Below are 12,674 nucleotides of genomic sequence, written 5' to 3' on the forward strand. Positions count from 1 at the left end.
AATGTAATCAGTGTCTACTGCTTGAAAATGAGGTGAATCAGTTGTTTAAAGGTTTTTACACAGCCGCTTCAGGAATGATTGCGCAACAACGGCGCACAGAAATTTTAACAAATAACATGTCGAACGTGAATACACCGGGCTACAAAGCAGATCAGACAAGCATGCGTGCTTTTCCAGAAATGCTTTTAAAGCGTATTGATGAAACGTCCATTCCGGTTGAAAATAAATTGAACCTTCCGTTTGAACCGGTTGTGGGTACATTAAACACAGGCGTTTACTTACAAGAAACGATCCCAAATTTTCGTCAAGGTGACATACGTGAAACGGGACTTTCTACAGACCTTGCTTTGCAGGGAGAGTCGGTCTTTTTCACCGTTCAAAATACAGTAAATGAAACGCGCTACACGCGCAATGGGAACTTTACACTTGATCCGGAAGGCTATTTAACAACGGCTTCCGGTCTTTACGTTCAAGACATAGAAGGCGAACGTATTCAGTTGACTACAGATCAATTCATGGTAGATGACGAAGGCCGCATCACAGAAAATGGTACAGACATCGGCCAGATAGGTGTTGCCTATGCAGAAGATCCGAATGCGCTCATAAAAGAAGGGGATGGCTTGTACCGGATGGATGGTCCAGCGCTTCCAACAGCGTTCGGTGCGGACGGAGCCGTTTTTTCCGTTCAGCAATCTTTTCTAGAGGGGTCAACGACGGATACGGCCCGTACAATGACCGACATGTTAACGGCATACCGCGCGTTTGAAGCTAACCAAAAAGTGCTGACGGCGTATGATCGCAGCATGGAAAAAGCCGCCAACGAAATCGGCAGAGTGACGTAAGGAGATAAATAACATGAACAGAACGATGATCAATGCTGTTAACACGTTGTCACAGCTTCAAAAAAAAATGGACGTCACGAGCAATAATGTAGCGAATGTGAATACAGTCGGCTATAAACGGAGCGACGCCACATTCGCTGATCTCGTTCATCAGCAGACGGTTAACATGTATCGCGAAAATGAAGATATTGGTCGACAGACACCCTATGGTATCCGCCTCGGTACAGGCGCAATGATGGCGCAGGCACAAATGGTCGGGACACAAGGCGCTTTTGGACAAACTGGAAGAACACTTGATTTTGCACTGTCTAAACCAAATCAATTTTTCAAAGTACTCGTTCAAAATGAAGAGGGTACTGGACGTGTTCATTATACGCGTGACGGCTCCTTCTCGCTCACACCGTCTGGCGGCGAAAATGTTATGCTCGTTACGTCAGAAGGCTATCCGGTATTGGATGAACTTAATAATCCGATTATCATGAGACCTGAGGAAATGACTGTGCGGGCAGGCGGATTATTGGGTATTATACAGGTGGATAAACTGCAATTTTTAGAGCGTGCATCTAACAACTTACTTGTACTTCCGGAAGATCCAGCTGTGGAAGAAGGACAAGTATTACGTAATCTTACTGGAGCGGAGCGGGAAGATGCTGGTATTCAAAATGGTATGCTCGAGCAGTCAAACGTTGATTTTTCAAAAGAAATGAGTGATCTTATGGTCACACAGCGATCTTATCAATTTCAATCAAAAGCGATTTCAATCGCAGATCAAATGCTGGGCTTAATTAATGGGGTCAGATAGAGGGGAAGGATAAATTAGTGACTGAACAAAGGAAGCGGAAAAAAGAAACCCGCCTCACCCCCCTCGGGAGATTCATGTTAGCATTGTTTACCATGGTCATCACAGCTGTCATAGGTGCGCTGATTGGCTATAGCATTATCGGCACTGGTGATCCGATCGAGGTGTTTATGCCTGACACGTGGATTCATTTATCCGACGTTATCGTTAGAAGTCTCTTTTAAAAGGTGGGTGTAAAAATGGATATTCGTGAAATTAAAGAAACAATTCCGCACCGTTACCCGTTTCTTCTTGTCGATCGTATTGTCGAAGTAGAAGATGGAAAGCGGGCGGTAGGCTTGAAAAATGTAACAGCAAATGAAGAATTTTTTAACGGACATTTTCCTAACTATCCGGTTATGCCGGGCGTTTTAATCGTCGAAGCGCTTGCACAGGTAGGCGCTGTCGCGATGCTGAAAAAGGAAGAAAACAAAGGCCGCCTTGCATTTTTTGCAGGCATTGATAACTGCCGTTTTAAGCGCCAAGTTGTCCCTGGCGATCAACTGCGCCTTGAAGTTGAAATGACCCGCCTGCGCGGCTCAATCGGCAAAGCAAAAGCAATAGCTTCTGTTGAAGGTGAGCTTGTCTGCGAAGCGGAATTAATGTTTGCCCTAGATTGAACTACCCCCACTTAGCACCCTGATGGCTGTTTGAGGTGGGGGATTCCTACGATCACCCGCGTATCCGCCGGTTATTTAGTAGGCGAGCCCCGCAGTTCCTGCGGTTAGAAGTCGAATGGCTTCGTTCTTTAGATTTATACTGGCGTTCAAATCCCGTTCGTGATGCGTGTGGCACGATAGGCAGACCCATTCACGAATGGCGAGATTCTTCACGTCTTTATGCTGGTACCCACAGTTGGAACACAACTGGCTGGATGCAAATGTATTTCCGACCACGATGACCTGCTTGCCGTACCATTTCGCCTTGTATTCCAGCATGGTGCGGAATTGCGCCCAGCTCACTTCGCTGATCGCTTTCGCTAGCTTGTAGTTTTTGAGCATATTTGATACCTGCAAGTCCTCGATCCCGATCACATCGTGGTTTTGGATGATTTCGGTTGAGATTTTGTGTAGGTAGTCTGCCCGTGTGTTGGCGATTTTCTCATGGATGCGAGCGACTTTCAATTTCTGCTTTTGGTAGTTTTTTGCTTCTGACAGCCTGCATTTTCGCTTCATGGCGGCCTTTTTCCGGCGAGAGAGGATGCGCTGTTCTTTAGCGAGTTTTTTCTCCAGTGTACGGAAGAATTTTGGATTTTTATAGACAGTACCGTCTGAAAGGACCGCAAAGTCTTTTAATCCAACATCAACGCCGCAAGATGAATGGGTTTTAGCCCGTTTGTTCGTCTCTGTTTCAACCAACAAAGAGACAAAGTATTTGCCGGAAGGATTCCGTCTTACCGTAGCGCTCAAAATACGTCCATCCACTTCACGGCTTTTGGCAAAGCGAACCCAGCCAAGCTTCGGTAGTTTCAGCTTATTGTCGGTTATGCTTACGTCAGGAAACTGATTCTTCTTTTCGATATTGGTCGTGTACGACTGCACGTTGTTTCGCTTGCATTTAAAGCGCGGTGCCTTATTTTGCTTGTTAAAAAAGCGCTCAAACGAATCGGTAAGATGTTTTAAGGAGGACTGCAACGCATGTGCGTCCACTTCTTTCAGCCAAGTGAATTCTTTCTTTAACTCGGGTAGCCGGGAAGAACAAGCGCTATATGTTAAGCCTTTTCCTGTTTTCCCGTATGTTTCATTCCAAAGGGAGAGAAAATGGTTAAAGACAAAGCGGGAGCAGCCGATGGTTTTCGCCATCAGCACTTCCTGTTCTTTGTTTGGATATAAGCGAAATTTATAGGCTTTATGGACGGCCATTTTTTTCACCTCATTTTTATATAGGAATATTTGTTCGTATAAAGTGATTATATCAAAAGCGGGATAAAAAGCAATGTCTTTTGTTGCGCAAACCAGAAATTCGCCCCCTGCTTATCATTGGATTGTGCCTTTCATATGACGGAAGCAGGAGTATTCTTTCGGCAGAATTTGATAGAAATAACAAACGGTCTCCATCGATTATCGGTGGAGACTGTTTATTTATTGACCGTTTAAAATGGATCCCCTATCCGACGGTCATACAAATACGTCCAAATCTTTACAAAGTCGAAACATCCTTTTTACAAAATTTATGATTAGTCTTCTGATAAACAGGAAACAATATAATCAGTAAGAGCAAAAAATCGTAATTGGTGAAAGGGGATATTCTACAAATGAATGCAAAAATATTGAAACTAGCTGGTGGATCTGTACTCGCAGCGATGCTCCTTGTCGGCTGTGGAGCGGGAAATGATGCGGACAATCAGCAAGAAGATGTACAGAATGATGATGGCGTTATGGATGACAACAATGGCGGCAATGATGATGGCACTCTAGATGATAACAATGACGGCAATGATGATGGCACTCTAGATGATAACAATGACGGCAATGATGACGGCATTCTAGATGATAACAATGACGGCAATGATGACGGCATTCTGGATGATAACAACGGAGACAATAATGATGTCTTGCCGGGAGAAAACGATGGAATCAATGATACGAACACTGATATTGAAGATCAAAAAGACATGGAAGACGACAACAATAAAGACCGTTAACAAACTAAGCATCGCGTCGGATAAAAAAACCGGCCGATGCTTTTTTAAAAGGATAAAAATTTTGTCACCAATTCGAAAGTATGGTAAGGTATAAGAGTTATTATTTTCGAAGAGTCAATGATGCCATTTCTAGGAGGTACCTATTGGCAATGTCAATGTTAAACAGTTTATCACATGGTGTAAAAATTAGTATTACTAGGTCGATTAATACTGCTTTTGAACAATATATGGCGAAAATTATGTGGGATGAAGAAAGCTATGACCCGCAAGATTTTATAAAAGAGTGGCGTCACTATATTCAGCATAAAGCATCCTGGTACAACCAGATCGATGAAGAGTTGAAAACGGATCCATCTTTTCATGAAGAACTGGCTCAAAAAATCAATGAAGTCGTTGAGAAAACTTTTGCAGAAGAGCCAACAGCAGATCAGATTCAAACGGTCGATGCTCTTCAAGAAGAACTCGGCACTAATTATGATTATTCCTGCAAAGCAGAAGCACGTTTTTTTATCGATTTTTTAAAAAACTCGATAAAAAAAAAGTCGAACAGCTAAGTCCTGCCGATGAACCGGAGCTTGCGTTGGCTTCACTTCTGTACTATCAGGTATATGACACGGAATTACCGGCGCAATCTTATACGAAACAGGACATTCACTATATTATTCAATTGTTGCAGCAAACCATCCAGACCGGTCATGATGGTCTACAATCAACGACTATTCATTGATTAGAGACAGACGCTTCCTTGTAAAAAGGAAGCGCTTTTTTCATTTTTCCGGAATTTCGGGCCGTTTCCGGATCGTATCCGTAAACGTATTTAGCAGTTCTTCTCCTTCAAGTCCTTGTTTCAAAAGTGAATCGAGTACCTGTTTGGTATAATGATTCCGTCTTTGACGGAGCTGTGCATCAAAAAGGACACTGATTCCATGATCAAGCTTTTGAATACCGCGCATTGAAACGGAAAAAATAGCTGGATCATTCCCTCTGTCAGTAATCGCAATACGGGCAGTTAAACTCGATATATGATGAAAACGGCGAATGGACAATTCTTCGCTTTCATCTAGAAATAATTCAATAAGCCACGATTGTTTTTCATCCTCGCGATTAATAATTAAGCCATCTTTCAACGGGATTTTATGCGAAATTTCTTCTTTTTCCAAAAAAAATTCAGCAACCTTGAACGTTTTCATATCAATGGTTCCCCCTTCTTGAAAGCGTTTTATATATTAAGTGTACTATAAAGTTGTTAAATATCATTTTATTAACAAATAATAGGTGATTATTCGACAAATTAGGACAGGGATAAACAAAATTAGATTTATTTCGACAAACAGATGGCCTGTCTGACGGGAAAAAATCAGTAAAGGGTGATTTGCTCTTTTGTTCCTCAATTTTTATGATGTAGTCAATAAGCAGAAAGGAGGAATTAATCTGATTAACCAAGTGACACTCGTAGGCAGGCTGACGAAAAACCCAGAATTAAAGTATACCAGTGATGGACGGCCACTCGTGCAAACAACGATCGCCGTCAGCCGACCATATCGGAATGCGCAAGGGGAAACAGATACAGATTTTATTTACTGTACGATTTGGAACCGTATTGCTGAAAACACAGCAAAATATTGCGAGAAAGGTTCGCTCATTGCAGTGCTCGGGACGATTCAGACGAGAACCTATAAAGATAACACCGATAAAACGGTGTATGTCACAGAAGTACTCGCTCATACGGTTCGTTTTCTTAGTAAAAAGCAGTCGGAAGTGAAAGAACCCGCTCCCGCTGCATTAGACATGATCCAGACTGTCCCGCTCATTTAAAAGCGAAAAGGAGTTGTTTGTCACAGGATGGAACGTGTCATGGAAGATATGATTTTCAACTTGGTAAAACCTTGACGGTCATTCGTCAGCTAGAAGAACGGATTGAAAAGTTAGAAAAGCAACGAGTACAGTCACAGTAACCGGGGGTGACCGGTTACTAGAAAAGAGTCGTTTGACCCCCTTTTATCCGCGAAATGGTGCCAGCCGCCGCTCCGTCTGTCGCCCCTCTGGCATTCAGACGGAGCTATTTTTATCAATCGAGTTTAAATAGCTCGCTGAGTGCGTGATTATCAAGATTTGCGATGAATGTACCACTTTGAATAATTTCGCTGCTTGCCGCCTGTTTTGATTCAATCATCGCATCAATTTTCTCTTCAATCGTTCCGGTTGTAATAAATTTATGGACGTGAACGAATCGGCTTTGTCCAATTCGATAAGCTCGGTCCGTCGCCTGATTTTCCACCGCTGGATTCCACCAGCGATCGTAATGAATGACATGATTGGCAGCGGTCAAATTAAGTCCTGTACCGCCCGCTTTTAAAGACAAAAGGAAAAACGGAAACTCCCCATCTTGAAAACGCTCCACAAGTTTATCACGTTCCTGCTTCGGTGTAGCTCCATTTAAAAACGGCACATCGATCCCGAACGTATCTGTAATTTCACGCTGAATCATATTACCCATACCAATATATTGTGTGAAAATTAAACAGGCTTCCCCATGCTCGTAAATATTCGCAGCAAGCTCCATTAATTTATCCATTTTTGCCGAACGGCCACGTACATCGTCAGGCATCTCTTCTTTTAAATAGAGAGCAGGATGACTGCAGAGCTGCTTTAGTTCATTTAAAAGGCGGAGAATGAGACCACGCCGTTGAAATGCAGAAAGCTGCCCGATTTGCTCCATCGTATCGCGTACCGTTTGCTCATAAAGCGCCGCTTGTTCTTTTGACAGCGAACAATATTCTTTTTGCTCCACTTTGTCGGGAAGGCCCAGTGCTGCTTCGGGATCGGTTTTCGTCCGGCGCAATAAAAATGGCCGTATTTTCGATTGCAAAGCCGTTACACGATCAACATCATGATCTTTTTCAATCGGTATCATATAGTTTTTTTGAAACTGTGTAAGTGTACCGAGCCAACCGCGATTTGTAAAATCAAAAATCGTCCACAGTTCGGACAATCGGTTTTCCATGGGCGTCCCAGTCAGAGCAATAAAATGACGGCTGTTTAACTTTCGAACTGCACGCGACTGCTTCGTTCCGGCATTTTTAATGTTTTGTGCTTCATCAAGTGTAGCTGTGCTCCATTCCACTTTTTCAAGCGTTTCAAAATCAGAATGAACGAGCCCGTAAGTCGTCAGAACTACATCGGCTTTTGCGATTTCTTTTAAAAGGGCTTCGCCGCGCGGACGGTCTTTCCCATAATAAAGCATGACAGATAGATCTGGTGCGAAAGATGCCAGTTCACGCTGCCAGTTGCCAAGCACCGATGTCGGACAAATAATCAACGCCGGCGTTTCGGGGCGTTCTTTTTTCTCAACGTGCAGCAAATAGGCGATTAATTGTATGGTTTTACCGAGTCCCATATCATCAGCTAGGCAAGCACCAAATCCGCATTCACGCAAAAATAACAGCCAGCTCATGCCGATTTGCTGATATGGACGAAGCTCTCCGTGCAATGTAGAAGGCGCAGGCTGGAGCGGAATGTCTGTAGCGCTTTTCAGTCTTTCGATCAGTGCCTGTAAAGACCGATTTAAGCGAATATGAACACGTGCTGCATCTTCTGTATCCGAAAACTCCTGATTCAACACGTCAACAATGGTAACCCCTTCCTGTTTTGCTTTATCCATTAACGCTTTAATTTTGCTGATCACAGCAGGATCAAGGTGCACCCAACGACCGTTTGCTTTAATAAGCCGGCGTTCGCCGCTTGCGAGCTGCATAAACTCTTCTTCGCTCATTTCCACGCCGCCGAGTGCTACTTTAAAATCAAACTCTAAAATGGCATTCATGCCGACGAATGATTGTTTAGTCGACTCGCGTACATCAGCGGCTACTGAGACAGCTGCCGAACGAACAGACTCCCACCATGGCGGAAGTAGCACTGGAATGCCGAGAGCCGTTAACTTTTCACCGCTTCCGGTTAAAAATGTAATGGCTTCGGCTTCAGACAGTGATTTCTTTAACGAACCGTTTTCGTTCAGTTCGGGAAATAGTTGAAGCCATCGCTGCAGTTCATTGTGCGCTTCTAGTTCAAATGGCTCAGCCGATTTTGGAAGCTTTTTATTAAATAAGTATACTTTTTCAGATGGTTTATTCCGGATTAAAACCGCTTCGAGCCGCCACAATTCATCATCCGCATGCGGTTCAGATAAACGAAGACCTGGTTCATATGCGGCAAGGTCACTGCCCGCAAGATACGAGCGGAGCCGTTCTGGATCAAAGTAACGATTTAGTTCATCTGCTGTCAACTGATCGCCGAATGAGTTTGCAAGCACGGTCATGCCAGGATGAGCTTGCGCCGCAATAAGAGGGAAGACTCGGTTAATAAATGCGAATCGACTTTCATTAAAAATGGGTTCTTCCCAGAATGAATCCGCAAACTCATTGTGCACATCGTCCGGTACCGGCCAATTAATTCCGTATTCTGTGAATTTAGGCATTGCTTCAAACACCGCTTCGTACAAAACAGGCGCACACGCTAAACTAAAATGGCCGGCTTCATCCCATTCAAAACGGGCAAACCGGTTAAAATGTTCCGCTTTAAACAAAGAAACCCATTCAAATGGCGTTAACCGAACAGATTTCCCGCCATTGATCTGGCTGTATGTGAGTTTCGTACCGTAAAAGCTTTCGCGGTGGCTGGCAAACAGCAGACGTGTCCATGACTCAGGGGGAAGCGGTTTACCGCTGTCATCTATCGCTAGTATGTGAAAATTCTCATTCTCATAGTGTGTCCCTAAATGAATTGTATCTAGTTTAATCATGTAACAGTCCACCTTTTTTGCATTCTTCTTGAAAAGCACGCAGCCGCTTCGTGTCATTTGCCAGCCAGTCAACCCAACGATCAAATTCGTCAGTGCGCTTTAATTTTTTGTACATTGTCCGCATTCGTTTACTGAATCTTACAGCCTGCCGGTACGCGTTTCGATTTCGCGCGGCAATAAGCGCGGCGATGCCATGATGGAGAAGCGGCAACGTCTCTTCCGGCGCTTCTTTGATCGCCGTTTTCAATCCTGCTCGGTCAAGATCAGGAAGCTCCGCATCAACGAGCAGCTGCAAATCGATCCATTCAGCATAATCACCGCGGTCCATTAGAAAGTAGCTGAGTGAGGCGTAGCTGAATGGCAATAAAGCGGTATATAGATCTTTAATGAGCGAAGGAGCGCGGACAGATAGGTCATCTTCATCGATTAAACGAATGAACTGGCGCACGAATAAACGACGACTGTACTCATCTTGAATGATTAAAATACCGTCACTGGCGAGAGCCGCTGATGCTTTTAATAGAGGAATCAATCGATCTGAACGTTTTGCATCTTGAAGCCAGTGAGTAAAATATAAGAAGAGTTCAGCCGGACCAGTGACAGCTACGTCTACAAATTTATCCATCTCGCCGAGCAAATACAGTTGATGCATGTGGGCGGCTGTCTGAATCGTTTTGCTGCCGGAAGCAGGAACAGTTCGTTCTAATTCTTCACGCCGCCAGTCCATTTTTGTGAATAGGGAGCCCCAAAGGAGACGGTACAGATCAAGACGTGCAGCGGGAAAATGCTCGTATGGAAAAGACAACAGTCTTCCGGTATCTGTTCGGATCAGGTCAATATATGGCTCGAAAGCAAATGGCATTGCGCCACCGGTCAGTTTCACTGCATCAAACGTTTCATCAGCTAAGTAAAACAGGATATCATATCCGGCGCGTTCTGTTATGTCATCGTCTAGTTCAGCTTCATCTAAACGTTCAGCCAGGCTAGAAAATGAATAAAAAGCCGCAAACATACGAAATAAAACCGCCCATTCTCGGTCAGCGGGTGCTTTTTTCAACAATGTCTTGTACACATCTTTAACAGCGTATTCAGTGCTGTACGGCCGTTCTTTAATATCTTCAACTGTGAGCCGTTTATAAATGGCTGAGGTAATAGTTTCTTTCCATTGCTCTGGTGAAGGCCCGATCTCTTGCACAGGGCGTAAGTCAGATGCACGCATAACACCAGGAATGGAAAAAAGGTCCGCTCGATTAAAAGAAGATCGATCTGGAAAAAGCGTTTTCGCCTTCGTCAAAGTAGATGGCACCCTTTCAATTCTGTAAGATTTCTTCATTATAGCATGAATTGAACTACCCTCCACTTAACCCTCTTGCGAGTTGTTTGAAGTGGGGGATTCCTACGATCACCCGCGTATTCGCCGGTTATTTAGTAGGCGAGCCCCACAGTTCCTGCGGTTAGAAGTCGAATGGCTTCGTTTTGCTTGTAAAAAAAGCGGTCAAACGAATCGGCAAGATGTTTTAAGGATGACTGCAAAGCGTGTGCGTCTACTTCTTTCGGCCAAGTTAATTCTTTCTTTAACTTAGGAAGTTGGGAAGAGCAAGCGCGATACGTTAAGCCTTTTCCTGTTCTCTCGTACGTTTCATTCCACAGGGAGAGGAAACGGTTAAAGACAAAGCAGGAGCAGCCAACGGTTTTCCCAATCAGCATTTCTTGTTCTTTATTTGGATATAAGCGAAACTTATAGGCTTTATGGATGACCATTCTTTTCACCTCATTCCTAAAAAACAAACATTTGTTCCGTTTGGATAATTATATCAAAGGCGTCATAAAAATCAAAGTCTTTTGCTTTGCAAAACCGAAATTCACGCACTGCTTATCGTAGGGCTGTGCTCTTCACATGATTGAAGAAGGGGCACTCTTTCGGCAAAATCTGATAGGCCCGAACACGCAACGACAAGGAATTATGTTCCTTTATTTCGTGATAATGACATGTGTTGCAAAACTATTACATTTATAGGGAAAAACTAACAAAATAGTAGTTTATTCGATAAATATAAAAAAAGAGAGGTGTTTAGATTAATATTTATATGCTAGACTAGAGTGGTAAATTTTAAGAACGGAGGCAGAATGGTGAAAAAAAGGTTTTTCTTTGTCGTAATGGCGTTTTTATTGACGGTTCCCCTATTCGGTTTTGGACAGAATGCTAGTGCAGCAGGCTTTGTCGACGTACCTAACCGTGCAGCGAAAGAAGTCAACTATCTGGCGGAAGGAGGAATTGCTAACGGATCGTCAGCGACTATTTTTGGTGCGGACAAAACGGTTACACGTATGGAAGCAGCGGCATTCATCGGACGTGCACTTCAGCTTGATGGCACGCAGCGTGTAACTAATTTTAAAGACGTTGGTTCTGGCAGTTTTGCATCAGGCTACATACAGTCTGCAGTTGAAAAAGGGATTCTCTCTGGCTACGATGGTGGACGGTTTTTACCATATAATGAAGTATCACGCGGTGAAATGGCCGTAATGCTTTCAAAAGCATTCGATTATAAATTTGGCGGAACGTTATCCGGTGCTGCAAATGCATTAACATCACGTGGGATTGCGAGCGGTTTAGAAGATGGTTCCTTTGGCGCAGATCAGATCATTAAACGGGCTGACTTCGCGGTTTTCCTTGCCCGTGCGATTAATCCAGAGTTTCGCACAAAGGCGTTTTCAAGTTTTACAAAAACATTATGGACAAATGTCGGTGACTTAAATATCCGTTCAGGTCCATCTACATCATATGCTTCTGAAGGGAAGCTGGCGAAAGATATAAAAATTATTGGTGCGCATGAAATTGCGGGCTGGACATATGTGAAATCTGGTAGCACAACTGGTTTTGTTAGTACATACTATCTTCGTAATACAGAACAGCAGACTGTAAAACCACCAATAGATAATCCGATTCAAGGAGCCGATTCACGTCTTTCCAGTCAAACGATCATTCTTGATCCAGGTCATGGCGGCACAGATCCAGGAGCGATTGGAAACGGGCTGAGAGAAAAAGATGTTGTGCTGAAAACGGGGCTTCAAGTGAATAACTTATTGAAACAAACGCCATTTAATGTGAAAATGACTCGTTCTACTGATACGTTTATTCCATTGAAAGAACGGTCTACTTTTGCCAAAAACAATGGCGGTAATATTTTCGTCAGCATCCATGTGAATTCTGCATCAGCTAGTGCAAGCGGGACGGAAACGTATTATTATGCAGCAGGAAATCCGTATGTGGCAGACAGCAAATTGCTCGCAGCGAAAATTCAGGCACGAATGTTGGCCGCATGGAATTTAAATGATCGTGGAGTAAAACCAGGCGACTTATCTGTTCTTCGTGAAAATAATATGCCAGCAGCACTAGCCGAGCTTGGATTCATATCCAATGCAGGGGATGCAGCCAAAATGAAGTCGGATTATTCGATGAAGATCATGTCAAATGCGATTTACTACGGTATTTTGGACTATTATGATGCCAAAGGATATGAAGTATCACCGCTTTATGATGTTGCAAAATAG

13 protein-coding genes and 1 pseudogene are annotated in these 12,674 nt (G+C 43.6%); 9 read left to right on the forward strand and 5 right to left on the reverse strand.

Going from position 1 to position 12,674, the window contains the following annotated elements; all coding sequences use genetic code 11:
* Window positions 1-41 precede the first annotated feature (41 nt).
* From AWH49_RS16860 to fabZ, 4 genes are all read left to right on the forward strand, one after another.
* Window positions 42-842, forward strand: a complete 801-nt coding sequence (locus tag AWH49_RS16860) for a flagellar hook-basal body protein (protein ID WP_063966637.1) — start codon at window positions 42-44, stop codon at window positions 840-842.
* Window positions 843-855: 13 nt separating this feature from the next.
* Window positions 856-1,644, forward strand: coding sequence for a flagellar hook-basal body protein (locus AWH49_RS16865; protein WP_063966638.1), 789 nt, complete (start codon window positions 856-858; stop codon window positions 1,642-1,644).
* Between the two features lie 74 nt (window positions 1,645-1,718).
* Window positions 1,719-1,865: a DNA-directed RNA polymerase subunit beta gene (locus AWH49_RS16870; protein ID WP_227431874.1), complete on the forward strand. Its 147-nt coding sequence runs from the start codon at window positions 1,719-1,721 to the stop codon at window positions 1,863-1,865.
* Window positions 1,866-1,880: 15 nt separating this feature from the next.
* Entirely contained in the window at window positions 1,881-2,300 is a 420-nt protein-coding gene (fabZ, locus tag AWH49_RS16875; RefSeq protein ID WP_063966639.1) for a 3-hydroxyacyl-ACP dehydratase FabZ, read from the forward strand.
* Window positions 2,301-2,375: 75 nt separating this feature from the next.
* On the opposite strand, the gene tnpB is transcribed toward fabZ, so the two are convergent.
* Window positions 2,376-3,542 (reverse strand): IS200/IS605 family element RNA-guided endonuclease TnpB, encoded by a 1,167-nt coding sequence (gene tnpB / locus AWH49_RS16880; RefSeq protein ID WP_063966640.1) that lies wholly within the window; start codon window positions 3,540-3,542, stop codon window positions 2,376-2,378.
* Between the two features lie 392 nt (window positions 3,543-3,934).
* Between tnpB and AWH49_RS16885 the strand changes: the two genes are divergently transcribed.
* From AWH49_RS16885 to AWH49_RS20195, 3 genes are all read left to right on the forward strand, one after another.
* Window positions 3,935-4,324: a hypothetical protein gene (locus AWH49_RS16885; RefSeq protein WP_063966641.1), complete on the forward strand. Its 390-nt coding sequence runs from the start codon at window positions 3,935-3,937 to the stop codon at window positions 4,322-4,324.
* 155 nt (window positions 4,325-4,479) lie between these two features.
* Window positions 4,480-4,878, forward strand: a complete 399-nt coding sequence (locus AWH49_RS16890; protein ID WP_034299480.1) for a hypothetical protein — start codon at window positions 4,480-4,482, stop codon at window positions 4,876-4,878.
* 26 nt (window positions 4,879-4,904) lie between these two features.
* Window positions 4,905-5,051, forward strand: coding sequence for a hypothetical protein (locus AWH49_RS20195; RefSeq protein ID WP_157723769.1), 147 nt, complete (start codon window positions 4,905-4,907; stop codon window positions 5,049-5,051).
* A 40-nt stretch (window positions 5,052-5,091) separates the two neighbouring features.
* On the opposite strand, the gene AWH49_RS16895 is transcribed toward AWH49_RS20195, so the two are convergent.
* On the reverse strand, window positions 5,092-5,514 hold the full coding sequence (locus AWH49_RS16895; RefSeq protein ID WP_063966642.1) for a YwpF family protein: 423 nt from the start codon (window positions 5,512-5,514) through the stop codon (window positions 5,092-5,094).
* Between the two features lie 241 nt (window positions 5,515-5,755).
* Between AWH49_RS16895 and AWH49_RS16900 the strand changes: the two genes are divergently transcribed.
* Window positions 5,756-6,139, forward strand: coding sequence for a single-stranded DNA-binding protein (locus AWH49_RS16900; RefSeq protein WP_026221769.1), 384 nt, complete (start codon window positions 5,756-5,758; stop codon window positions 6,137-6,139).
* A 253-nt stretch (window positions 6,140-6,392) separates the two neighbouring features.
* On the opposite strand, the gene AWH49_RS16905 is transcribed toward AWH49_RS16900, so the two are convergent.
* The 3 genes and pseudogenes from AWH49_RS16905 to AWH49_RS16915 all read right to left on the reverse strand — a co-directional run.
* The gene (locus AWH49_RS16905) at window positions 6,393-9,122 is read right to left on the reverse strand and encodes a DEAD/DEAH box helicase (RefSeq protein ID WP_063966643.1); all 2,730 of its coding nucleotides are present in this window, start codon (window positions 9,120-9,122) and stop codon (window positions 6,393-6,395) included.
* Complete coding sequence (locus AWH49_RS16910) at window positions 9,115-10,416, reverse strand: hypothetical protein (protein ID WP_063966644.1); 1,302 nt, start codon at window positions 10,414-10,416, stop codon at window positions 9,115-9,117. The genes AWH49_RS16905 and AWH49_RS16910 overlap by 8 nt, the downstream gene beginning before the upstream one ends.
* 167 nt (window positions 10,417-10,583) lie before the next feature.
* Window positions 10,584-10,883: pseudogene (locus tag AWH49_RS16915) on the reverse strand (helix-turn-helix domain-containing protein); the annotation flags it as partial.
* 366 nt (window positions 10,884-11,249) lie between these two features.
* On the opposite strand from AWH49_RS16915, the gene AWH49_RS16920 reads away from it, so the two are divergent.
* Window positions 11,250-12,674: an N-acetylmuramoyl-L-alanine amidase gene (locus tag AWH49_RS16920; RefSeq protein ID WP_063966646.1), complete on the forward strand. Its 1,425-nt coding sequence runs from the start codon at window positions 11,250-11,252 to the stop codon at window positions 12,672-12,674.

The organism is Domibacillus aminovorans (genome assembly GCF_001643235.1).
GTDB classification, from domain to species: Bacteria; Bacillota; Bacilli; order Bacillales; family Domibacillaceae; genus Domibacillus; species Domibacillus aminovorans.